A 23729-nucleotide genomic window follows, 5' to 3' on the forward strand; every position below is an offset into this window, starting at 1 on the left:
CGCGCAGGCGGGGGCCCAATTTTGCAAGCGTTTCGTTGCGCCCGAACTTGGGTTCCCGCCTGCGCGGGAACGACGTTGTTTGCGCGGGAACGACGGTATTTATGTGTTCGTCGTTGATGCATTCGTTGTCAGACGTTCGCGGTATGTTGGCGCCGCGCGTGGGCGGAGGGCCGCCCACCTACGCGCGTACCAAGCGACATAAAGACACCTTCGTCTCCTGCATCATCGTCACCGCGTCATACCCGTACGTCCACCCGGTGTTCACGGCCTCGCCGCGCACGGCGGGCGCGCCACCCTCCGGATAATGCTTTTCCAGGTCCTCGCCCATCCACCAGCCGCCGAAGTGGAACGGCATCCACACGAGGCCCTCCGGCACGCGCGGCGTGACCATCGCCATCAGCCTGAGGCGCGCGCCGGTCGGCGTCTCGACCCACATGAAGTCGCCCACCTTCACGCCGATCTGCGCGGCGTCCGCCGGGTTCACTTCGCAGAACATGTTCTGCTGCAGTTCGGCCAGCCACGGGTTCGAGCGCGTCTCGTCGCCGCCGCCCTCGAATTCGACGAGGCGGCCGGACGTCATGATCAGCGGGTAGTCCTTCGCAAAATCGACTTCCTGCACCGACTTGTACAAGGTCGGCAGGCGCCAGAACGCGGCCTTGTCGTCGTAGGTCGGGTACTTCGCGACCAGGTCGCGCCGCGGCGTGACGATCGGCTCGCGGTGCACGGGCACGGGGTCCGGGAAATTCCACACGTTGCAGCGGGCGCGCGCATTGCCGTACGGCGCGCAGCCGTGCGCGATGACGACGCGGATGATCCCGCCCGACAGGTCCGTCTTCCAGTTCTTGCCCTCGGCCTGCGCCTGTTCTTCCGGCGTCAGCTCGGCCCACCAGCCCAGCTTTTTCAGGAACACGTGGTCGAATTCCGGATAACCCGTGTCGATCTCGCTGTCCTTCGTGAACGAGCCGTCGGCCGCCAGCAAAGGCTCGCCGTTGTGCTCCACGCCCCAGTTGGCGCGGAACGGCAGGCCGCCCTCCGCCACCGATTTGTGCAGGTCGTACAGGATCGGCGTGCCGGGATGCTTCATTTCCGGCGTGCCCCAGCACGGCCACGGCAGGCCGTAGTAATCGCCCTTGCACGGACCGGTTTCGGCGAGCAGCGTCGTCGGATTGAAGTCGCGCTTGTGCTCCATGTGCAGCTTGAGGCGCTCGGGCGAACATCCCGTGTAGCCGATGGTCCAGCACGAGCGGTTGATCTCGCGGAGGATGTCTTCGATGACGGGTTCGTTGTTGACGACCTTGATGTTCTTGACGAGCTGCTCGCCGAAGCCCAGCTTGCGCGCGAACAGGTACATGATCTCGTGGTCGGTCTTGCACTCGAACAGCGGCTGGATCACGCGCTCGCGCCACTGGATCGACCGGTTCGACGCCGTCACCGAGCCCTGCGTCTCGAACTGCGACGCGGCCGGCAGCAGGTAGACGCCGTCCGAGCGGCCGTGCATCGCGGCCGTCATGCTCGGATACGGATCGATGACGACCATGAAGTCGAGCTTCTGCATCGCCGCCTTCATGTCGGGCAGGCGCGTCTGGCTGTTCGGCGCGTGGCCCCAGTAAAACACGGCGCGCAGGTTGGTCGGCTGGTCGACGTACTGGTTATCCTCGAGCACCGCGTCGAACCAGCGCGACACCGTGATGCCCGGCTTTTCCATCAGCTCCTTCGAGCCGAAGCGCGACTTGATCCAGTCGTAATCGACGCCCCACACGGTGGCGAAGTGCTTCCACGCGCCTTCCGCGATGCCGTAGTAGCCGGGCAGCGAATCGCCGTTCGGGCCGATGTCGGTGGCGCCCTGCACGTTGTCGTGGCCGCGATAGATGTTGGCGCCGCCGCCCTGCACGCCGATATTGCCCAGCGCGAGCTGCAGGATCGACAGCGCGCGCACGTTCGCCGTGCCCACGTGGTGCTGCGTGATGCCCATGCACCAGACGACGGACGACGGCCGGTTCGTCGCCAGCATCTCGGCCGCCATGCGCACCGACGCTTCCGGGATGCCGGTCACGTCGGTCACCTTGTCCGGCGTCCACTTGGCGACCTCCTTGCGCACGTCGTCCATGCCGTGGGTGCGCGCGGCGATGAATGCCTTGTCTTCCCAGCCGTTGCTGAAGATGTGCCACAGCAGGCCCCACACGAACGCGATGTCGGTGCCGGGCCGGATGCGCACGTAGTGATGGGCGAAGCGCGCCGTGCGCGTGAAACGCGGGTCGACGACGATCATCTTCGCGCCCAGTTCCTTCGCGTGCAGGAAGTGCAGCATCGAGATCGGGTGCGCCTCGGCCGGGTTCGAGCCGATGAACAGCACGGCCTTGCTGTAATGAAGGTCGTTGAACGAATTCGTCATCGCGCCGTAGCCATAGGTCTGGGCGACGCCGGCCACGGTCGTCGAGTGGCAGATGCGGGCCTGGTGGTCGCAGTTGTTACTGCCCCACATCGACACCCATTTGCGCAGCAGGTACGATTGCTCGTTGTTGTGCTTCGAGCTGCCGATCACCATCAGCGCATCCGGCCCGGACTGCGCGCGCAGCTTCAGCAGCCGGTCGCCGATCTCGCCCACGGCCTGGTCCCACGTGATGCGCTCGTACTTGCCGTTCACGAGCTTCATCGGATAGCGCAGGCGGTGCTCGCCGAAGCCGTGCTCGCGCACCGACGCCCCCTTGGCGCAGTGCGCGCCCATGTTGAGCGGCGAATCGAACGCCGGTTCCTGGCGGACCCACACGCCGTTGCTGACGACGGCCTCCACCGAGCAGCCCACGGAACAGTGGCTGCACACGGTGTGCCTGACCTCCGTGTGCGCTTGCGCCGGCACGGGGTCCGCCGCCGTCGCGGGTCGGATCACGTTCAGCGGCAGATGGCGCGCGAGGGCGCCGGCGCCGGCCGTCACGCCCGCGCCGACGAGGAAGCGGCGCCGTTTCAGTCCGCCGTCGCGCGATTGTCTCACCAGGGTCATGCCTGTCTCCTCTCGTCTGCCGGTTCGTCCACCGGTTCGTCTACCAATATGCCGCGGTGCGGTAGTAGCGCCGGATATGTTCGGTCTCGTGATAGCCCTGCGATTGCCGCGGCGCCGCCGGCGCGGCCGGTGCCGCAGGTGCGTCGGGCGCACGCGCACGCGCGGCGGCGGCGATCGCCAGCGCACCCAGCGGGGCCGCCCTCAGGAAGCTGCGGCGGGCCGGATCGGGGTGCGGGTCGGTGTCCTTGTCCATGGTCGTCCTCATGCGGCGAGCGGGTCGGCGGCGTCGAGCACGGCGAAGGCCTGGGCTTCGATCGACAGGAAGGCGTCGACGACGCCCGCCACGACCCGGTAGAAATTCGCATCCGGGCTGGCGGCGACGTCGGCCAGGCAGGCCGCGTACCAGGGCCGCAGATGCGCTTCGAAAAAGGCCTTCTGCGCGTCGAGCCCGCGGGCCGGCATGCCGGGGCCGCCCTGGATCAGCACGCGCATCGTCTCGCACAGGGCGCCCAGGTGGTCCTCGGATTCGCCCACGCCGCGCGCACGCGCCAGGCCGAGGCGCGCGAGATCGTGGCGCAGGCCGGCCAGCGGCGCGTCGTTCAGGTGGCCCGTCAGGTAGAAGGAGGCGTACGGATTCAGCGGCGGCGTGCCGGTGCTGATGAACATGGCCGCGAATTCGTCGTGGGCGGCGCCCGCATCGACGGCGGCGGCGGCCTGCGTGAGCTTGAGCCACGCGTCCTCGAGGGCGAACTCGCCCGCGGCCGCGACCGGTTCGGCGGCGGCCAGCGCCGCCAGCAGCGCCGCATTGGGCGGGGCCAGCAGCAGATGCGCGAACAGGCCGTAGAAGTCGGCGCGGGCCTGGTCTTCGCCGGCCAGCGGCGGAGGCACGGGAACACCGTCGGGGACGTCGCCGTCATGCAATCCGGATAACGCTGAATCCTGCTCGGCCGACATAATTCTCCCGTTAGCAAATTTTCATGGGAAGTGTAGTCCTTGACAACGCGAGGGCGCGCACGCTTGACGGCTGCCGGGACGGCGCAGCGAATCCGATGGCGTGAACGCCCGGTGCGGCGGCCGGCAAGCCGGCGCGCGGTCCGGTCGTTATGGATTAGAGTGCGGAAGCATCCAGACAACGAACAGGACGATGACCATGCCGCCAATCTCACCCCAACTCCACGAGGAACTCGGCAAGCGCCTGCGCAAGAGCCGCGCGGACGTGCAGGCCGCCGTGCGCGCACGCACGGTTGGCGACACGGACGACCGCCCGGCGATCTCGCCCACCGCCCACATGGGGCAGAACGACGACGCCCCGACCGCCGAGATGCTCAGCCATAACGAGGAGCACCGGGCCGAGCACGATTCCGATCTGCTGCACGAGATCGACGCCGCCATCGGGCGCCTGGAATCGGGCGCGATCGGCGTGTGCGTGTCGTGCGGCCGCGAGATCCCGGAAGCGCGCCTGCTCGCCACACCGACGGTGCAGACGTGCGTCGCATGCCAGGAGCGGATCGAACACGAACGCCGCACGGGACGCGGGCCGAGCATGTAAGCGATATGCGCGGCCGCTCGGCGGCCGGGCCGGGACACCGCTGACAGCTGTCCCGCCTGCATGGGGACTGCATCGCGTGGAAATCGCCGTTCTTGCGGCGTTTTTTTGATGCGTCGTGTCCACCGATCGCCGGCCTGCCGCGTTTGCCACAGGTCAGCGAACGCCGCCGCCGGCATGTCCGGGCGGCGAACGATGTCGTGAGCCCTGCCGACCGGTTCTTCAGCAGAACTTCAGCAGAAAAACAGACGCGCCGCCCGACCGTTAAAATGCGGTACGCTGCGCGCACGTGACCGCCAGAACCGCCGTTTTTGCCTTGATAATAAACCTCTCGAAATCCCAAAGTCGCCGTTGATGAACGATATCTCTCCTCTGACACGGCATCCCGATGTCCTCTACGGTCCGCACCAACCCGAACTGTTGCGCGACGAAATCCTGGCCGACCTGCTGGAGGCCAGCGCACGCCGCACGCCCGACCACCCCGCCCTCATCGCGGGCGACCGCCGCCTGACGTATCGCGAGCTCGACGAGCAGGCCAGCCTGGCCGCGTCGCGCCTGATCGACGCCGGCATCCAGCCCGGCGCCATCGTCGGCTTGTGGATGCCGCGCGGCATCGACCTGCTCGTGATGCAGGCCGCCATCGCCAAGGCCGGCGCCGCCTGGCTGCCCGTCGACGAGGACACGCCGGTCGAACGCCTCCTCGTGTGCATGGACGACGCCGGCTCGCCGGCCCTCGTCAGCAGCGAGCGGATGCGCGACCGCCTCGGTGCCGTCACCCAGCCCATCCACACGGCCGAGGCGCTGCTCGCGCCCGCGCCCGCCGGTTACCAGCTGCGCCGGCGCGGCGCCGTGCCCGGCGACGCGCCGGCCTACGTCATCTACACGTCGGGCTCGACGGGCAAGCCGAAAGGCATCCTGATCGACCAGCGCAGCATCTGCCACTTCCTGCGCAGCGAAAACGAAGTGCTGGGCGTGACGGCCGCCGACCGCGTGTACCAGGGCTTTTCCGTCGCGTTCGACATGTCGTTCGAGGAAATCTGGATTTCCTACCTCGTCGGCGCCACCTTGTTCCTCGGTCCCAAGGAAACGGCCGGCGACCCGGAAGCCCTGCCGCGCCTGCTGGCGGAGAACGGCGTCACCGTGCTGCACGCCGTGCCGACCCTGCTCGCGCTGTTCGCCGACGACGTGCCGAGCCTGCGCATCATCAACCTGGGCGGAGAAATGTGCCCGGAGACCGTGGTCGAGCGCTTTTCCAGGCCGGGCCGGCAGATGTTCAACACCTACGGTCCCACCGAGGCGACCGTGTCGGCCAGCCTCGCGCGCCTGGAACCGGGACGGCTGATCACGATCGGCACGCCGCTGCCGAACTATGGCCTGCTCGTCATCCACACCGAGACGGACAAGGGCTTGCAGCTGCTGCCGCGCGGCGACACGGGCGAGCTGTGCATCATCGGCCCGGGCCTGTCGGCCGGCTACCTCGGCCGCCCCGACCTGACGGCCGAGAAATTCCTCGCGAACCCGTGGAGCGCGGGCCCGGACGACCCGCGCCTGTACCGCACGGGCGACCTCGCCCGCATCGAACCGGACGGCCAGGTCGTGTGCCTCGGCCGCACGGACGACCAGGTCAAGATCCGGGGTTTTCGCGTGGAACTGGGCGAAATCGAGGCCCAGCTCGCCCAGCAGGCAGGCGTCGGCACGACGGCCGTGCTGCTGCGCAAGGATGACGGCATCGACCGCCTCGTCGCCTACCTCGTGCCCGCCGCCGGCGCGACGGACGAACAATTGGCGCCGGCGACCCTGCGCCGCGCGCTGTCCGGCAAGCTGCCGCCGTACATGGTGCCGAGCCGCTTCGAGACACTGTCCGTGATGCCGCGCCTGACGTCCGGCAAGATCGACCGCAAGGCGCTGAAGGCGATGGCCCTGTCGGCGCCGCTGCCGAGCGATCCGGCCGAATCCGACGTCGCGGAGACGCCGGGCGAGGAAGCGCTGTTCGCGGCGCTGGGCAAGCTGTTCCCGGGCCAGCCGATCCGGCGCGAGCTGGATTTCTTCAGCGACCTCGGCGGCCACTCGTTCTTCGCCGCCCGCCTGGCGACGGCGCTGCGGGCCGATCCGCGCTTTGCCCACGTGACGGTGCGCGACATTTATTCGCAGCGCCAGGTCGGCGCCATCGCGTCAAGCCTCGACCAGGCCGCCGGCACTACGGCCGCCCTCCCCGACTGGACGCCGCCCGCCAGCGCACGCCGCTGGCTGTGCGGCGCGGCCCAGCTGGCGACCGTCCCCGTGCTGATCACGCTGCGGATGGCGCAATGGCTGGCGCCGTTCTTCACCTACCACTTCTTCACGGGCGACCCGGGCGATTCGGTGCCGCGCGCCATCGCCCTGTCGATCGTCGTGTTCCTGCTTGCCACGCTGCTCGAATTCGCCGTCGCGGTCGCCGGCAAATGGCTCGTCGCGGGCCGCCTCAAGCCGGGCAACTATCCGTTATGGGGCACGACCTATTTCCGCTGGTGGCTGGCCGACCGTCTCGTCGAGGCCGCCCCGACCTATCTGCTGGCCGGCTCGTCGCTGTACGGCTGGTATCTGCGCATGCTCGGCGCGAAGGTCGGGCACGATGTCGTGATCGGCTCGCTGACGATCCGCGCGCCGGACCTGCTCGCCATCGGCGACAACGTCAGCATCGGCAATGCCGTCAACTTCGAGAACGCGCGCGTGGAACGGGGCCGCCTGCTGCTCGGCGCGATCGCCCTCGACGACGACGCCTGCGTGTCGTCGTACGCGATCCTGGAAGGCAATACCCGCGTGGGCCGGCGCGGCCACCTGGAAGGCCAGTCCGCGCTGCCGGACGGCGCCGCCGTGCCCGACGGGCGCGTGTGGAGCGGCTCGCCCGCGCGCGACGCCGGCGCGTTCGATCCGTCCACGCTGCCGCCGCGCCCGTCCGTCAGCCGCGCCCGCCTGATGGGCGAAGGGCTGTTCTTCGTGTTCGGCATGCTGCTCGTCGCCACGCTGTTCTTCATGCCCGTCTTTCCGAGCTTCGTGCTGATCGACTGGTTCGACGAACGGGGCACGCTGCCCGTGCTGGCGCAGAATTCGATCCAGGGCCAGCTGTTGCGCTATTTCGTGCTGGCCTTGCCCGCGTCCGCCGTGCTGATCGCGTTGACGATGCTCGTGTCGGCCGCCATCCGCTGGGGCTTCCTGCCTCGCATGATGCCGGGCCGCTCGGCCGTGCACAGCAACGCGTATTGCAAGAAATGGCTCGTGAGCCATATCCAGGAATCGAGTCTGAACGTCCTGCACGGCATCTACGCGACCGTGTTCGCGCCGTTCTGGTACCGCCTGCTGGGCGCCAAGGTCGGCCGCGACGCCGAGATCTCGACGGCGCTGGGCGTCGTGCCCGACATGCTGACCCTGGGCGACGAGACGTTCATCGCCGACGCCGTCATGCTGGGCGACGAGCAGATCGACGGCGGCTGGATGACGATGGAGGCGACGGTCGTCTCCAATCGCAGCTTCGTGGGCAACGGCAGCTATATCCCGGACGGCACCGTGCTGCCGGAAGGCGTGCTCGTGGGCGTGCACACGCACGCGCCGGCGAACGAACGCATGACGGGCGGCGACACGTGGCTCGGTTCGCCGCCGATCCACCTGCCGGCGCGCGAACAGGTCAGCGGCTATCCGGAACACCTGACCTACCGCCCGTCTGCGACGCGCCGCCTCGGCCGCGCGCTCGTCGAAGCCTTCCGCATCGTCGCACCGCACGCCGTCGTCATCGCCGTCGGCTACACGGTCGTGCTGGACCTGATGCCGATCGCCGGCGCGGGCCGCTGGAGCGAAGTGATCTGGGACCTGGCCCTCGTCGGCCTCGCCTACGGCATCGGCAACTATGTCTTCGTGCTCGCCTTCAAATGGCTGCTGCTGGGCCGCTATGAAAAGCGCGCGGAACCGATGTGGACGCCGTTCGTGTGGCTGTCCGAAGGCGTGACGAATATGTACGAAGGCATCGCCGTGCCCAACTTCATGCGCTACCTGCGCGGCACGCCGTGGCTGCCCATCGCGTTCAACCTGCTCGGCTGCCGCATCGGCCGCGGCGTCTACATGGACACGACGGACATCACGGAATTCGATTGCGTGACGATCGGCGACCACAGCGAACTGAACGCGCTGTCCTGCCCGCAGACGCACCTGTTCGAGGACCGGGTGATGAAGATCGACCACGTCGACATCGGCAGCAAGGTCTACATGGGACCGCGCAGCGCCGTGCTGTACAGCGCGAAGGTGGGCGACAATGCCCGCCTCGGCCCGCTGACCCTCGTCATGAAGGGCGAGCACATCCCGGCCGCGACCGCCTGGGACGGCTTGCCGGCGGCGCCGCAGCGGGTGTGATGGACGTTCTGCCCGTGCGCTGGTGGGCGGATGGCGGGTTCGGCGAGGCGCCTGCTGGCACCGGGCCCGTGCACGTCGTCGGCGTGCGCAGCCAGCCGGACCGCGCCACGGCGCGCCGGACGATCCGCGCCGCCGTGCTGGCGGCGCTGGCGCAAGCGGGCGCCCTGCCGCCGGATCGTATCCGGCTGTGCGGCGTGCCGGGCGAAGCGCCGTATGCGCTGCTCGGCGATGGCCGGCGCGTCGCGCTGTCGATCAGCCACGACGGCGACCTCTCGGTGGCGGCCGTGCGCCTTGGCGGGGGCGCCGTCGGCATCGACCTGATGCGCGTGACGGACGTCCCGGACTGGCAAGCCGTCGCCCGCGACTACCTCGGCCCCGCGTGCGCGGCGGCGCTCGCCCGCATGCCCGCGCCCGCGCGCGCCGCCGCGTTCGCGCGCGCGTGGAGCGCGCGCGAGGCGCGCCTCAAGTGCCTGGGCCTGGCGCTGGCGGAATGGCGCGCCGACGACGATGCACGCCTGGCCGCATGCGCCTGTTGGCCGCTGGCGGTGCCGGACGGTTACGTGGGCAGTCTGGCGCTGGCGCCGGACTGATCCGCCTCCACGCGCCCGCTTCCGGCTTGCGATTTGGGTAAGATTGCAGCATGGACAATCTTACCCACTCCCTCGTCGGTCTCGGCATCGGCGCGCTGGTCGACCGCAGCGTGCCGCCAGAGCCCCTGCCCGACGCCCAGCGCGTACGCACGCGCATGTTGTTGACCATCGGCTGCCTCGCCAGCAATTTCCCCGACCTGGATCTCGTGCTCACGCGCCTGCTCGAAGCGCCGCTGGGCTATCTGCTGCACCACCGCGGCCATACGCACACCTTGCTGGGCGCGCTCGCTGAAGCCGCGCTGCTGCTGGGCCTCGTCTGGCTGCTGTGGCCGGCCGCGCGCGGCCTGCTGCGCACCAGCCGCCGCGCGCGCCTGGCGGCCCTCGTCGCGACCGGCGCCGGGCTGCTGCTGCACATCGCGATGGACGGGCTCAACGTCTACGGCGTGCATCCGTTCTGGCCGTTCGATGCGCGCTGGTATTACGGCGACCTCATCTTCATCGTCGAGCCCGTGTTCTGGATCGCGTTCGGCATCCCGCTCGCCCTGATGGTGCGCGCACGCGTGCCGCGCGGCCTGCTGCTGGCGCTGCTGGTGGCCGTGCCCGCCGGCGTGACGTTCGCCGGTTTGCTGCAGTGGGGTTCGCTTGCGGGCCTGCTGGCACTGGCGGGCGTGCTCGCGTGGATCGCGCGCGGGCAGGCGCGGCGGCCCGGCGGCGCACGCTCGCGCGCGGCGCTCGCCGCCGGGCTGGCCGCGTCGCTCGCCTTCGTCGCCGTCCAGGCCGTGGCCATGCACACGGCGCGTGACACCATCGCGACGGCGATTGCGCGCCTGGACCCGGGCGAGCGCCTGCTCGACACCGCCCTGTCCGCCTATCCCGCCAATCCGCTGTGCTGGTCGTTCGTGACGGTGGCGACCGATGCCGCGCACGCCAGTTACCACCTGCGCCGCGGCCTGCTCAGCATCGCCCCGGACGTCAGCCGGGCCGCGGCCTGCCCCGCGCCGATCGCCGGCCGGGCCAGGGGCAGCGACCCGGGGCTGGCCTGGCAAAGCGACGAGCGCGACAGCCTGGCGCACCTGCGCGGGCTGCAACAGGCCAACTGCCACTTCGACGCCTGGATGCGTTTCGCGCGCGCGCCGTCGGTCGCGGAAACGACGGCCACGGACGCGCGCTGGAGCCCGCCGGGCAGTCCCAATTTCTCGACGATCGACTATGCCGGGCTCGCGTCGGCGCCCTGTCCGCATGCCGTGCCGGGCTGGGGGTATCCCCGTGGCGACCTGTTGCGGCAGCCTTGAGCCGCGCATCGTGCAAGCGCCGGGCGATCATGCCGTCCGGCCGCTCGTTACCGGCCCGAACCAGACGTTAGCCATAGGTGGACGCGGTACTGGCGCAAGAACCGGGAACAAACACAGCGACCGGCCGGCCGCGAGTCCCTCTGTCGTCCCGGTATCTACAATGTCAGCGCATTCACATGCCCCGTGACCTCGCGGTCCGGCATGCCGCGCACGTCCTTGGCGGAGAACTGGCTGACGTCGCGCAGCGCGAACAGCGCCGCCCCGCCTTGCCCGCGCTGCAGATTGACGGCATGGAAGCTGGCATCGCTGACATCGTCCAGCACGACCGCGGTTCGCCCCTCGGGCTGGACGTAGCCGACCTTGACGTGATGAACCTCGATTGCCTTCACGTGACGCAGGTAGAACGCATACGCCGGCGCCTTGCCGAACATGCCCGGCTCCGGATACCCACCGGGAAGTTCGGGCGGCACCAGCGCGCTCCAGGCCGCATCCCCGCCACCCTGCGTTTCTATCTGCACATTACTGATGCGAATGTCCTCGATCGGATGCCCCGGCAGCCCGGCAATGGTGCTGGCGTGATTGCGGTACGCACCGGAGACGACAATATTGCTGATATTGATGCGCTTGATGGTGCCCACCGCCGGCTTGTTCGGTCCACGCAGGCGCGCGCCCAAGCGTATGAAGATCGGATCGTTCACCACGTTGCGCATCGTGATGTTGGAAATCGACACGTCCTCGATGTGCGAACCGTCCACGCTCTCGATCGCCAGGCCGCGGCACGTGTCGAAAATGCAGTTGGTGATCGTGATGTTCTTGAAGTCGCCATTCGATTCGGTGCCCAGCTTGATGCGGCCGTATAGCCCCGAGCGGTAATCCGGCGTGCTGCGCTTGAACGTGCCATCGAGCAGGCTGCCCTCGTCGAAATTTCCCGATACCATGCAATCGGAGATCGTGATGTTTTCGCAGTGCTGGATGCGGCCCAGGCCGTAGCTGGCCTTGAGGCAAATCGCATCGTCCCAGGGCGTATTCAGGCTGCAATTCGTGACGCGCACATTGCTGCACGCATCGATGTCCATGCCGTCGCGGTTGGTGTCGATGGTCAGGTGGTCGATCAGCATATTGGAGCAACCGGTCGCCAGTATGCCGAAATGGCCGCCATGCAAGATCGAAAAATCGCGCAAGGTCACGTTCCTGCACTCGCGCAGCGCGATCGCCTTGTCGCCTTCGCCGGGCTGGTCCGGCTTGTCGGTGTAGTTGCCGGTGTACTTGTCGTGACCGCTATTCAGGCCTTTGCCATGGATTAAGCCGCCGCCCACGATGGCCACGTGGTCCAGGCCGATACCCCAGATCAGGCTGTTTTGCCAGTGGCTGTGGCCGTAGTCCTGATAGTTGCCGCCGGCCTCGTTCGGCTCGGGCAGATCGTAGCGCGCCACGCTCGCGTCGACCGCTTCGATCACCGCGCCCGCTTCCAGGTAGAGCGTGATGTTGCTCTTGAGCCTGATCGACGCCGACAGGTAGCGCCCCGGCGGAAAATACACCGTGCCCCCGCCCGCAGCCGCGGCGGCAGCGATGGCAGCATTGACCGCCGGCGAGTCGAGCGTGCGGCCATCACCCTTGGCGCCGAAACGCTTGACGTCGAACAGCGAGCTCGTTGGTATGGGCGGCGCCGCCAGCGCGCACGCCGGGAGTACGGAAGCGAGCGCAACGGCCCGTGTCAGGAAATTTCTGCGTGCAGGTAACATGTCTAATCCTTTGGTTTTTCGGGGCCGCACGGTCAAAACGTCGCCGCGCCGTAGCACGGCATGGCCGGCGCCGCCGGCTGCGCCAGCACCGGGGTTGCCATCGATGCGGCAAGCACGCAGGCCGCGGTGTTCATGCCGTTTCCTCAAGAAATTTTCAAGGCGTTGGCGTAAGCCAGGGCGGGGATGTCGGCCGGCAGCGTGACCTGCAAACCCTGTGCGGTTTGTTCGAACGCCAGCGCACCCTTGGCGCCGAGCAGCTCGACCCGCCGGATGCGCCCGGCCAGGTGCGCGCTGGCGCTGCCCAGGGCCGCGATCGACACCTTGCCCGATGCCGGCCAGCCCATGATGAAGGCGAACACGGTCTTGCCCTTGGCGGTGAAGCGCACATCGTCCGCCGAGAACGGCTTGCCCTTACCCTCGTTGAAGCTGGCGCCCGTCTTCGACGTGGCCCCCTCCAGCGCCACCGGCCCTTCGCCGTACATGGCCCAGGGGCGGGTGTCGTAGATGGCCTCGCCGTTGACCGCCATCCAGCGCCCGATTTCCTCGACGATGGCGCGCTCCTGCTCGTCGATGGTGCCGTTGCCGCGCACCGGTACGCTCAGCAGCAGGTTGCCGTTCTTGCTGACCACGTCGATCAGCGTATGCACCACCGTCTGCGCACTCTTGTAGCCCTTGCGCTCGTACAGCCGCCGGTCGTAGTGCCAGTTGCCGATGCAGGTGCAGGTCTGCCATGGCAGCGGCTCGATCTGGTGGCTCTGGCCGCGCTCGATGTCCCACACCATGCTGCGGCGCTGCTGTTCATTGAGAATTTTGCCGTTGACCACGGCCTCGTTCCGGCCCTTCTTGGCGATGCTGCGGTTATACATGTGTGCCGTCAGGCGCAAGCCGGCGTCGCTAAACGGGAACAAGGGCAGCACGGCATCGTCGTAATACACGATGTCCGGATCATAGTTGTCGATCAGGTCGCGCGTACGGTTGAAGAATTTCTCGCAGTATGCCCGGTCCGGAATGGGGACGCCCCGAACATGGTTTTGCGCGTACAGCGCCTGCGGATCCATCCCTTCCCACCACGTGCCCTTGCCGCCGGCGCGCGTCGACTTGCCGTCATAGGCGATGCCGGCGTAGGGACCGCTCTTGTCGGCGCCCTGCGCATCCTCGAACCAGGTCCAGGTACGCGCCGCATGCACGCTCACGCCGAAACGCATGCCGTTGGCGCGCGCCGCGCGGCTCCAGCCGCCGATCAAGTCCTTGCCCGGACCGACCCTGGTGGAATTCCACTCGGGCTGGTAGCGGCTGTTGTACAGGTCGAGGTTGTCGTGATGGTTGGCCAGCGCCATGAAATATTTGGCCCCGGCCTTCTTGTAAAGGGCCAGCAGGGCGTCCGGATCCCAGCGCTCCCCCTTCCACAGGTGGATCACATCCTTGAAGCCGAACTTGGACGGGTGGCCGTACTTCTGCACATGGTAGCGATAGTGATCGCTGCCTTCCACGTACATGCCGCGCGCATACCAGTCGCCATGTTCCGGTTCGCACTGCGGGCCCCAGTGGGCCCAGATGCCGAACTTGGCGTCGCGGAACCAGTCCGGCGTCTGGTAGGTCGACAACGAATCCCAGGTCGGCGCGAACGGGCCGGCCGCGATCGTGCCCGTACCGGTTTGCGTCAGGGCGTCGGCGGCGCGCGCATAAGGCGACAGGGCGACGGCGGGAACCGCCGCGCCCAAATGCTTCAGTAATTGTCGTCGTTTCAAACTCGCTCCTGTGTGTGTATCGGCGCTTCGAAATCAAGTCCAGACCGCTGGCGGCGGCTCGCGCATTGTGTAGTATATATTAAATACAATCAAGGCGTAAACCGGGCCCAGGCGTGCAGTTCATCGGGCACGCCTGACTCAACTCAGCAGAATATTCACACTGGCGCGTCAGGGCTTCGAGGACGACCGTCCCAGCAGTGGCTTAAAAGATACGGTCCGTGAACATTCTTGCATCACTTTGTGGTAACTCAACACTATTGCCCGTTCGCACTACCTGTTAGACTCTTCCGTTTCACCCGCCTGCAATACAATCTCACGAAAATTCACGCAGGCGGCGACCGTGCCCGGTGCACGGCGAACCAAGCTTACGCATATAAAAACTGGGGTAGTTCATGAAGAAACAGCAGGGTCGGTTGACCCCTAGCCTGCTCGCCATGTCGATCGCGGCGATCGCATGGGGCACGACGGTTGCGCCCGCGTGCGCGCAGACGGCCGGCGCACAGGCCGGCGGCATCCAGGAAGTCATCGTCACGGCGCAGCGCACGGCCGCGCCGGCATCGAAGACGCCGGTGGCGCTGAGCGTGCTCACGGCCGACGATCTGGACAAGATCGGCGCCGACCAGCCCGGCGCGCTCGCCGCCCGGCTGCCCAACACTTATCTGGAAAACTCGTACGACGGCCTGCGCATCACGATCCGCGGCGTGTCGAATGCGGACGTCACGGAAAAAGGCGATCCGTCGGCCGCGTTCATGGTCGACGGCGTGTACGTCGCGCGGCCGCAGAGCCAGAACGTGGCACTGTACGACGTCGACCGCGTGGAAGTCCTGCGCGGTCCGCAGGGCACGCTGTACGGCCGCAACACGACGGCCGGCGTCGTCAACGTCATCACGAAGGCGCCCGTGAACCGCTTCGAAGGCGACGTCAACGCCACCCTCGGCAACTGGGGCGAGCGCAAGGTCGGCGCCATGGTCAACGTGCCCGTGAACGGCGTACTCGCGCTGCGCGCCGCGGCCACCTGGAACGAACACGATTCCTACCTGAAGAACGGCACCGGCACGCCGCGCGGCCTGGGTCTCGATCGCGACGACCGCGCCGCCCGCCTGTCCGCGAAGCTGGCGCTGGGCGACAAGGCGTCCCTGCTCGTGCGCTACGAAGCGAGCCGCGACGACAGCAACAACGACGGCACGGTCCCCGATTCGAACTTCTACGACGGCATCGCGACCGGCAACCCCGTGTGGAACGGCGATTCGACCAACCGCCAGCTGACCTACCGCTTCAATCCCCCCAACACGCGCTTCGAACAGGGCCATTCGCACAAGACGACGTCCGCCCTGACGGCGGAACTGAACTGGGATCTCGGGCCGGCGACGCTGTCGTGGCTCGGTGCGCACCGCAGCTTCGACCACGACTACCTGTACAACTTCTACTACCGCGTCGCGCCGACGTTCGCGCTCGGCGTGCGCCAGCCGTTCGACGGCAGCTACAACCAGGACTCGCACGAACTGCGCCTCGCCACCAACGGCGCCGGACCGTTCAGCGCCCAGGGCGGCGTCTACTGGTTCCGCGAACGCGCGCGCGACGTCTATTATTTCCGCGATCTGCAAGCGGTCGGCCTGCCGCCCTACTATGTGTTCGGCAACGACCCGGTCCAGTCGCGCAGCAAGGCCGTGTTCGGGCAGGCGACCTACCGCCTCGCGGACGGCCTGCGCGCCACGGCCGGCGCCCGCTACACGGAAGACGACAAGTCACGCACCGGCTACATCGGCTACCAGGGCACCCCGACGTTCAACGCGGCCACCGACCTGCGCGAGCTGAACGCCGGCAGCATTTCGACCGACAAGACGACGTGGCGCCTGGGCCTCGACTACGATCTCGCACCGGCCACCCTCGTCTACGGCTCGATCGCGACCGGCTACAAGGCCGGCGGCTTCAACGACGGCTGCGCGGCGGGCGACAACCGCGGCGGCATCGGCTGTCCCGCGGCCAGCGCGCTGCCGGCCGCCAGCCTCACGTACCGGCCGGAGACCGTGCGCGCCTACGAGGCCGGCGTCAAGACCCGCTTCTGGGACCGCCGGGCGAGCCTGAACGTGGCCGTGTTCCACTACGACTACCGCAACCTGCAGCTGTCCAACGAAGTCGTCGTGAACGGCCGGCCGCGCTACGAGACGACCAATGCCGGCCAGGCCAGCATCCGCGGCCTGGAAGCGGACGGCCAGGTGCTCGCGACGAGCGCCGACCGCTTCACGTACGCGCTCACGCTGCTCGACGCGCACTACGCCAGCTACGCGCCGGACGGCGTGCATTCCTGGGCCGGGGTCAAGCTCGATCGCACGCCGGCGCGCACCCTGTCGCTCGGCTGGGAACACAGCCTGCATCTCGCCGGCGGCCTGCTGTCGGGCGGCGTCGGCACCCGCGCCAGCGCGAGCTATCTGCTCGCCGTGCCGCAGGCGGGGCTGAAGTACCGCGTCCCCGGCCGCACGGAATCCGACCTGCACCTCGGTTGGGAACCGGACGGCGCCCGCTGGCGCGTGCTGGCGCGCGTGCGCAACCTCGAAAACGAGGTGCGCCCGATGACGATCAGTTCCTCCGGCCTGGCCGTGCCGACCGCACCGCGCACGGCCGACGTCCGCCTCGATTACCGTTTCTGATCCTGCCGCGGCCGCCGCACCCCGGCGGCCGCATTTATCGTTACGTCGTGCCCCTGGAGCCTACTATGCCCCCGTTGCTGCACCGTCGTCTGCCTGTCGTTTCCGCCACCCTGCTCGCGATCTTCCTCCTCGTCCTCGCCAGACGCATCGGCGGCGAGAGCACCATGCTGCTCGTCGCCAGCTCGCTCGTGATGTTCGGCTGCTGCTGGGCCAGCGCCGCGCACCTGCTCGGCGCCGGGGCCGCGCTGCGCCTCGTCGCCATCGCCACGGGCTTCGGCTGGCTGGCGGAACAGCTGGGGTCCTCGTACGGCTGGTTCTTCGGCAGCTACGCGTACACGCCCGTGCTCGGACCGCGCCTGGGCGACGTGCCCGTCGTGATCCCGATGATGTGGTTCGCGCTCGCCTACATCGGCTACGTGGTGTCGAACCTGATCGTCTGGCAGGACCCGGTCGATGCGCCCGCGTCGCTTGGCCACGACGCCATCCTGGCGCTGGTCGGCGCGACGGTCGTCACGTGCTACGACCTGGGCGTCGATCCGTACATGGTGTATGTGCTCAAGGCCTGGATCATGGCGAAGACGGACGGCTGGTGGTTCGGCGAGACCGTGCAGGGCTTCGCCGGCTGGATGATCGTGTCGTTCGCGATCCTGTTCGCCTTCCGCCGCCTCGCGCGCGCGCGCCCGGCCGCCGCCGTTCCGCCGACCGCGCGCCACGTGCTCGTGCCGCTCGGCGTGTATGCCGGGCTGATGGTGTTCCAGGTGCTGCTCGGCTATCCGGTCGAAGCGCGCACGATCGCCCTGTTCGCGATGGGCTTCCCGCTGCTGGCGGCGGTCGCCGGCCTGCTGCGCTGGCAAGGCATCCTGGCCCGTCCGGCCGCCGACGTCCAACCCGCCGCCGCGCTGCCGGCCGCCGCACTGAAGGAGGCCGCATGAAACGCGACGACCTCGAACCCGGCCTGGCCGACAATCCGACCCTGCGCGCCGACCCGCTGGCCGACGCCACCATCGGGCGCATCCTCGGCCCCGGCCAGAGCGGCGGTCCGGACATGGCGACGATCGCTGTCCTGAACAAGGAGATCGCACGCTGGCAGCTGAACGGGGACCTGGACGGCTGGCGCGCCAGCCCCGGCCTGCCCCCGGAGATGGCGGCCGCGCTGGAAGATTACGTCGAACAGGCGCGCGTGCTGCCCGAGTGGGCCATCGCTTCGAAAATCGCGCGGGCCGAAGTCCTGTTCATGGAGATGAGCATGGCCTCGTGCACGTTGCTGTTCTGCGCCAGCCTGCCGCAATGCTATGTGATGCCCGACCTGGCCGCCGTGCTGCACGCGGCCGGCGAACTGGAACAGCACACGGACTACCGCGTGCGCGCCACCGCCGCCATGATCTTCCCCGTCATGATGCACGGCGGCCTCACGGCCCCCGCCGGCGGCGGCGTCGCCCAGGCCATCAAGGTGCGCCTGATCCACGCCATGATCCGCTATCTGGTGCTGCGCGGCCACGTGGCCGACGCGCTCGTCGCGCCGCGCCGCGTGCCCCGCCTCCTGGCGCTCGGCGGCACGATGCCGCAGGTGCTGTATGCGCACGGCTGGGACGTCGACCGCCTCGGCCTGCCCTGCAACCAGGAAGAACTGGCGTACACGCTGCTGACCTTCAACTATGTGTTCCTGCAAGGCCTGCGCCGCCTCGGCCTCGGTCTCTCCAAAGGCGACGAGGAAGCGTACATGCACACGTGGAACGTGCTTGGCTGGGTGCTGGGCATCGAGCCCGGCCTGATGACGGACACGATGACCGATGCGGCCCGCATGTTCGACGACCTGCAGGCAAGCGCGCGCCGCCAGGTTCGCAAATCCGACCCGCGCCCGGCGCTGGCCGGCGCGCTCGTCGCGACGATGCAGCGCTATATTCCGCCGCGCGTGCTGAAACCCTTCCCCGTGCTGCTGACGCGCCACCTGGTCGGCAAGAAGGCGTCGTGCGACCTGGGCCTGGACGGCCGTGTGTCGCTGCTGTCGCGCGGCCTGTTCGTGCTGGGCTTTGCCTTCGTGCGCGGCATCGACGCCATCGGGCGCCTCGTGTTCCCCGGCTTCTCGATCTCGCGCCTCGTCACGCGCATCCTCGGCTACCAGCTCACCGCCAAGCTGCTGATGGACGAAACCCGCCCGCTGAAACTGCCGGCCACGCTGCGCAAGGAAGTCAGCGACGCCGTCCAGTCGTGGCACAACGACGCCAGGGCGCCGCGCTGGGTGAACGCCCTCGAGCGCCGCCTCACCGGGCGCGGCGCGCCCGCCGCCCGTCAAGGATAAAACGATGTTCGCACTGCCTTTATCGACCCCATCGCGCGGCCCGCGCCGGTTCGCGCTCGCGCTGCTGCTTGCGCTGCTCTCCGTGCTGGGCATCGCGCATGCCGCACAGGCGCCGCTCGTGCTGGACGACGCCGCGGCCCACGTCGAAGCCTGGCCCGCCGTCACGCTGCTGCGCGATCCGGAAGGCCGCTTCGACGCCGCCGATCTCATCGCGGCGCCCGGGCGCTTCACGGCGCCGAATGCGGCCTATGCCACGCTGGGCATGGAGAAAGGCGTCGTGTGGGTGCGCGTTCCCGTGCAGGCGACGGCGGGCACCGACGGCGCGTGGGCGCTCAAGGTCGACTTCGGCCTGCTCAACCGCGTCGACGTCTGGCTCGTGCGCGCCGGCCACGTCGAACGCCATGCGCAGGGCGGCTCCGAACGCACGGGCGAGCGCGGCACGATCGCGCGCGGGGGCCCGGTGCCGGCATTCCTCCTGCACCTGGACCCTGGCGTGAACTACGACGTGCTGCTGCGCGTGGACACGAACGGCCCCAAGATCCTGCCGATCAGCTTCGACAAGCCGGGCACGTTCTACGAGACTGCGCTGCGCGACCGGCTCGTGCAGGGCATCCTCACGGGCCTGTTCCTGTGCCTGCTGCTGTACAGCCTTGCCCAATGGGTCAACCTGCGCGAGATCCTGTTCGCCAAGTACGCGCTGCTGATCGGCGGCCTGGCCATGTACAACATCGCCTGGTGGGGCCTCGGCGCCGAATACCTGTGGGGCACCAGCCGCTGGGCCACCGTGCACGCCACCGGCATCATCTCGCTGATGACGGCCTGCGGCGGCTACCTGTTCGTGGGCGAAGCCCTGACGCGCCCCGGCGTCGACCGCATCTTCCCGCGCCTGATGCAGACCGGCGCCGTGCTGTGCGTGATCGCCGCCACCGCCTTCGGCTTCGGCCTGATCGAGGACGGGGCGCTGGTCGCCATCATCGGCTCGCTGGGCATCATGCCGATGCTGCTGGGCCTCCCCGGCGCCTTCAACCGCGCGCGCCGCGGCGACACGGTCGGCATCTACTTCCTCGTCGGCTGGGCCGCGAGCTTCGTCAGCTCCGCGATCCAGGCGCAAGTCATCAAGGGCGGCCTGGACGCGACCTACTGGACGCTGAACTCCACCCAGTTCGGCGGCACGTTCGACATGCTCGTGTTCATGCGCATCCTGGGCCTGCGCACGAAGAGCATCCAGGACGCCATGCTGCGCGCCGAGGCGGCGACCCGCATGAAATCGGAATTCCTGGCCAATATGAGCCACGAGATCCGCACGCCGATGAACGCGATCATCGGCATGAGCCGCCTCGCGCTGATGGCCGATCCGACGCCGAAGCAGCGCAACTACCTCGGGAAGATCCTCGGCGCGGGCGAGCACCTGCTGGGCATCATCAACGACATCCTCGACTTTTCCAAGATCGAGGCCGGCCGCATGACGCTCGACGCCGTGCCGTTCGACCTCGACGACATGCTCGAACACCTGTCCAGCATCGCCGCCATCAAGACCGACGCCAGGCGCGTTGAACTCGTGTTCTGCGTGCCGCGCGGCGTGCCGGCCCGTCTCGTGGGCGACCCGCTGCGCCTGGGCCAGGTGCTGATCAACCTGACCAACAACGCCGTCAAGTTCACCGAGGAAGGCGAGATCGTCGTCGCCGTCGACGTGGTCGAGCGCGAGGCCGGCCGCATCGTGCTGTGCTTCTCCGTCAGCGACACCGGCATCGGCATGGACGCCGACCAGCTGGCGCGCCTGTTCCAGTCCTTCACCCAGGCCGACAATTCGATCACCCGCAAATACGGCGGCACGGGCCTGGGCCTGTCGATCTCGAAGCAGCTCGTCGAACTGATGGGCGGCACGATCGCCGTCACGAGCACGCCGGGCGTGGGCAGCCGCTTTTCCTTCACGGTCCCGCTGGGCATCGCGGACGCCGACAGCACGGCCGCGCCGGCACCGGGCGCCGCGCTGCAGCGCATGCGCGTGATGGTCGTCGACGACAGCCCCGGCGCGCGCGACGCCCTCGTCGAGATGCTGGACGGCTTCGGCATCCAGGCCGACGCCGTCGCGTCCGGCGAGGAATCGCTGGCCCGGCTGGCGCAGGCCGTGCAGGAAGAGGCTCCGTACCAGGTGGTGCTGATGGACTACATGATGCCGGGCTGGGACGGCGTCGAGACGATCCGCCGCATCCGCGCCGACGCGCGCTTCGCGGCGCCGCCCGCGATCCTGATGGTCAGCGCCTGCACCCGCGAAGGCGTGCTGCAGCAGGAAGGCGACCTGCCGCTGTCCGGCTTCCTCACCAAGCCCGTCGGTCCGGCGCTGCTGTACGACAGCCTGCTGCAGGTGCTGCGTCCCGACCTGGCCGCGCCGGCCGGCGGCGCGGCCGCGCAACCCGCCTTCGGCCAGCGGCCCGACGCCGACCGCCTGGCCGGCGCGCGCGTCCTGCTGGTGGACGACAACGCCAACAACCGCGAGGTGGCGCTCGACTTCCTGGCCGTGGCGCGCATGCGGGTCGACGCCGCCACCAGCGGCCCGGAGGCCATCCGCATGGCGCAGGACGGGGACTACGATCTCGTGCTGATGGACATCCAGATGCACGGGATGGACGGCTTCACCGCGACCCGCGCCATCCGCGCCCTGCCCGGCTGCGCCGCCCTGCCGATCGTCGCCATGACGGCGCACGCGATGGCCGGCGACCGCGAAAAGAGCCTGGCCGCGGGCATGATCGACCACGTCGTCAAGCCGATCGACCCGGACCTGCTGCTGCGCACCCTGGTGAAATGGATCGATCCGGCCCGCCTGGCCGGCCGCGTGCCGGCGCAAGCGGCGCGCGCCGAACCGGCGCCGGCCGGCGCGGCGGCGGCAAGCCTGCCGGCCGTGCGCGGCGTCGACTGGCACCGCGCGCTGGCGGCCGCCGGCGGCCAGCAGCAGCGCCTGCGCCGCCGCATCGCCGGCTTCGTGCAGGAATACGTGAACGCGCCGCAGTCGATGCGCGACGCGCTGGCGCACGGCGACTACGCGCCGCTGCAGGCGCTGGCGCACAACCTGAAATCGGGCGCCGCCTACATCGGCGCGGCGCCGCTGGCGCTGCTGGCCGGCACGCTCGAGGAAGACCTGCGCTCGGGCCGCGCCGAACGCGTGTCGGTGCTGGCGCCGGACCTGATCGTGGCGCTGGACAGCGTGCTGCTGGGCCTCTCCCGCATCGGCGCCGCCCAGGCGCCTGCCGTCAGCGGCCTCGATGCCGGCGCGCTGCTGGCGCGCCTGCGCGGCTTCCTGGAAACGGACGACGCGCGCGCCGAGGATGCGCTGGCCGAACTGCAGGGCGTGCTGACCGACGCGCGCCACGCGGCGCCGCTTTGCGCCATCCGCGCCGCGGTCGACGAGATCGAGTACGAGCGCGCACTGGTCCACCTCGACGCGCTGGAGCGCGCCGTCGACACCCAGATGGAGGCCGCATCGTGAACCACGTCGAACCGCAGAAAGTCCTGATCGCCGACGACGACCCGATCAACCGCCAGGTGCTGGCCGAGCTGCTCAAGCCGGAATACACGGTGCTGCTGGCGAAGAACGGCGAACAGGCGCTGGAACGGGCCGCGCGCCACGCGCCGGACCTGATCCTGCTCGACGTGATGATGCCCGACCTGGACGGCTACGAAGTGCTGCGCCGGCTGCGCGCCGATCCGCAGCTGGAGCAGATCGCCGTCATCTTCATCTCGGGCCTGGGCCGCCCGGAAGACGAGGCGAACGGCCTCAAGCTGGGTGCCGCGGACTACATCGCCAAGCCGTTCAACGCCACCGTCGTGATGGCGCGCGTGGCGCTGCACCTGCAGCTCGTGCGCCAGCGCCGCATGCTGGAACGGCTGGCGCACGTGGACGGCCTGACGGAGCTGGCCAACCGGCGCCGCTTCGACGAGCTGTACGCGCAGGAATGGCAGCGCGCGCAGCGCAACGGCTGGCCGCTGTCGCTGGCCCTGCTCGACATCGACGCCTTCAAGCAGTACAACGACTACTACGGCCACCCGGCCGGCGACCGCGCCCTGCGCGCCGTCGCGCGCACGACGGCCGCGGGCCTGCGCCGCCCGGCCGACCTGGCGGCGCGCTACGGCGGCGAAGAATTCGTGCTGCTGCTGCCGGACACGGACGCCGTCCAGGCGCGCCACGTGGTGGACGAGGTGTGCGCGACGATCGCCGCCCTGGAATTGCCGCACGCGGCGTCGCAGGTGGCGTCGGTGCTCACGGTCAGCGTGGGCGGCGTGACGCTCGGCGGACACGGCCCGGAAAGCGCGGCCGAATTGTTCGAGGCGGCGGACGAGCACCTGTACCGCGCCAAGCAGGAAGGCCGCAACCGGGTGGTGTGGCGGACGGCGCTGGCCGATTGAATCGGCGGGCGCGGGGTGCCCGCCCTACCGCATGCGGCGTCGTTGCGGCCGCGTCGGCGGTTGCATCGCGTGGGCACGGGGTGCC

Annotated in this window: 14 protein-coding genes; 9 read left to right on the forward strand and 5 right to left on the reverse strand. The window is 69.0% G+C overall.

What is annotated here, in order from left to right; all coding sequences use genetic code 11:
* Positions 1–178 precede the first annotated feature (178 nt).
* Genes ASC93_RS01630 through ASC93_RS01640 form a run of 3 tightly spaced genes read right to left on the reverse strand, consistent with a single transcriptional unit; the run spans position 179 to position 3886 of the window.
* On the reverse strand, positions 179–2998 hold the full coding sequence (locus ASC93_RS01630; RefSeq protein WP_056435978.1) for a formate dehydrogenase subunit alpha: 2820 nt from the start codon (positions 2996–2998) through the stop codon (positions 179–181).
* A 40-nt stretch (positions 2999–3038) separates the two neighbouring features.
* The gene (locus ASC93_RS01635; protein ID WP_229412563.1) at positions 3039–3263 is read right to left on the reverse strand and encodes a formate dehydrogenase; all 225 of its coding nucleotides are present in this window, start codon (positions 3261–3263) and stop codon (positions 3039–3041) included.
* On the reverse strand, positions 3260–3886 hold the full coding sequence (locus ASC93_RS01640; protein ID WP_056436863.1) for a molecular chaperone: 627 nt from the start codon (positions 3884–3886) through the stop codon (positions 3260–3262). Before ASC93_RS01640 ends, ASC93_RS01635 begins: the two co-directional genes overlap by 4 nt.
* 262 nt (positions 3887–4148) lie before the next feature.
* Between ASC93_RS01640 and ASC93_RS01645 the strand changes: the two genes are divergently transcribed.
* The 4 genes from ASC93_RS01645 (at position 4149) to ASC93_RS01660 (ending at position 10806) form a co-directional block, all read left to right on the forward strand.
* Positions 4149–4547, forward strand: a complete 399-nt coding sequence (locus ASC93_RS01645; RefSeq protein ID WP_056436865.1) for a TraR/DksA family transcriptional regulator — start codon at positions 4149–4151, stop codon at positions 4545–4547.
* A gap of 351 nt (positions 4548–4898) precedes the next feature.
* The gene (locus ASC93_RS01650) at positions 4899–8924 is read left to right on the forward strand and encodes a Pls/PosA family non-ribosomal peptide synthetase (protein ID WP_056435984.1); all 4026 of its coding nucleotides are present in this window, start codon (positions 4899–4901) and stop codon (positions 8922–8924) included.
* Entirely contained in the window at positions 8924–9514 is a 591-nt protein-coding gene (locus tag ASC93_RS31850) for a 4'-phosphopantetheinyl transferase superfamily protein (protein ID WP_056435988.1), read from the forward strand. The genes ASC93_RS01650 and ASC93_RS31850 overlap by 1 nt, the downstream gene beginning before the upstream one ends.
* 50 nt (positions 9515–9564) lie before the next feature.
* The gene (locus ASC93_RS01660; RefSeq protein ID WP_056435992.1) at positions 9565–10806 is read left to right on the forward strand and encodes a metal-dependent hydrolase; all 1242 of its coding nucleotides are present in this window, start codon (positions 9565–9567) and stop codon (positions 10804–10806) included.
* 155 nt (positions 10807–10961) lie between these two features.
* Here the strand turns inward: ASC93_RS01660 and ASC93_RS01665 are convergent, their stop codons facing one another.
* Both ASC93_RS01665 and ASC93_RS01670 read right to left on the reverse strand, forming a co-directional pair.
* Positions 10962–12578 carry a glycoside hydrolase family 28 protein gene (locus ASC93_RS01665; RefSeq protein ID WP_229412584.1) on the reverse strand — a complete coding sequence of 539 codons (1617 nt, stop codon included), beginning with the start codon at positions 12576–12578 and terminating at the stop codon, positions 10962–10964.
* 113 nt (positions 12579–12691) lie between these two features.
* Positions 12692–14296 carry an alpha-L-fucosidase gene (locus ASC93_RS01670; protein ID WP_056435995.1) on the reverse strand — a complete coding sequence of 535 codons (1605 nt, stop codon included), beginning with the start codon at positions 14294–14296 and terminating at the stop codon, positions 12692–12694.
* Positions 14297–14688: 392 nt separating this feature from the next.
* On the opposite strand from ASC93_RS01670, the gene ASC93_RS01675 reads away from it, so the two are divergent.
* The 5 genes from ASC93_RS01675 (at position 14689) to ASC93_RS01695 (ending at position 23644) form a co-directional block, all read left to right on the forward strand.
* Entirely contained in the window at positions 14689–16944 is a 2256-nt protein-coding gene (locus tag ASC93_RS01675; protein ID WP_082547698.1) for a TonB-dependent receptor, read from the forward strand.
* A gap of 65 nt (positions 16945–17009) precedes the next feature.
* The gene (locus tag ASC93_RS01680; RefSeq protein ID WP_056436000.1) at positions 17010–17876 is read left to right on the forward strand and encodes a carotenoid biosynthesis protein; all 867 of its coding nucleotides are present in this window, start codon (positions 17010–17012) and stop codon (positions 17874–17876) included.
* Entirely contained in the window at positions 17873–19243 is a 1371-nt protein-coding gene (locus ASC93_RS01685; RefSeq protein ID WP_056436006.1) for an oxygenase MpaB family protein, read from the forward strand. The genes ASC93_RS01680 and ASC93_RS01685 overlap by 4 nt, the downstream gene beginning before the upstream one ends.
* A gap of 4 nt (positions 19244–19247) precedes the next feature.
* A complete protein-coding gene (locus ASC93_RS01690) occupies positions 19248–22727 on the forward strand; it encodes a hybrid sensor histidine kinase/response regulator (RefSeq protein WP_056436009.1) in 3480 nt (1159 codons plus the stop codon).
* On the forward strand, positions 22724–23644 hold the full coding sequence (locus ASC93_RS01695) for a diguanylate cyclase (RefSeq protein ID WP_056436014.1): 921 nt from the start codon (positions 22724–22726) through the stop codon (positions 23642–23644). The genes ASC93_RS01690 and ASC93_RS01695 overlap by 4 nt, the downstream gene beginning before the upstream one ends.
* Positions 23645–23729 lie beyond the last annotated feature (85 nt).

The organism is Massilia sp. Root335 (assembly GCF_001425685.1).
In the GTDB taxonomy this organism is placed as follows: domain Bacteria; phylum Pseudomonadota; class Gammaproteobacteria; order Burkholderiales; family Burkholderiaceae_D; genus Telluria; species Telluria luteola.

What these genes read in the sequence shown, in the direction of transcription:
- ASC93_RS01630 (WP_056435978.1), bottom strand. Translation starts at nt 2,998, where the DNA reads ATGACCCTGGTGAGACAATCGCGCGACGGCGGACTGAAACGGCGCCGC.
- ASC93_RS01635 (WP_229412563.1), bottom strand. Translation starts at nt 3,263, where the DNA reads ATGAGGACGACCATGGACAAGGACACCGACCCGCACCCCGATCCGGCC.
- ASC93_RS01645 (WP_056436865.1), top strand. Translation starts at nt 4,149, where the DNA reads ATGCCGCCAATCTCACCCCAACTCCACGAGGAACTCGGCAAGCGCCTG.
- ASC93_RS01650 (WP_056435984.1), top strand. Translation starts at nt 4,899, where the DNA reads ATGAACGATATCTCTCCTCTGACACGGCATCCCGATGTCCTCTACGGT.
- ASC93_RS31850 (WP_056435988.1), top strand. Translation starts at nt 8,924, where the DNA reads ATGGACGTTCTGCCCGTGCGCTGGTGGGCGGATGGCGGGTTCGGCGAG.
- ASC93_RS01660 (WP_056435992.1), top strand. Translation starts at nt 9,565, where the DNA reads ATGGACAATCTTACCCACTCCCTCGTCGGTCTCGGCATCGGCGCGCTG.
- ASC93_RS01675 (WP_082547698.1), top strand. Translation starts at nt 14,689, where the DNA reads ATGAAGAAACAGCAGGGTCGGTTGACCCCTAGCCTGCTCGCCATGTCG.
- ASC93_RS01680 (WP_056436000.1), top strand. Translation starts at nt 17,010, where the DNA reads ATGCCCCCGTTGCTGCACCGTCGTCTGCCTGTCGTTTCCGCCACCCTG.
- ASC93_RS01685 (WP_056436006.1), top strand. Translation starts at nt 17,873, where the DNA reads ATGAAACGCGACGACCTCGAACCCGGCCTGGCCGACAATCCGACCCTG.
- ASC93_RS01690 (WP_056436009.1), top strand. Translation starts at nt 19,248, where the DNA reads ATGTTCGCACTGCCTTTATCGACCCCATCGCGCGGCCCGCGCCGGTTC.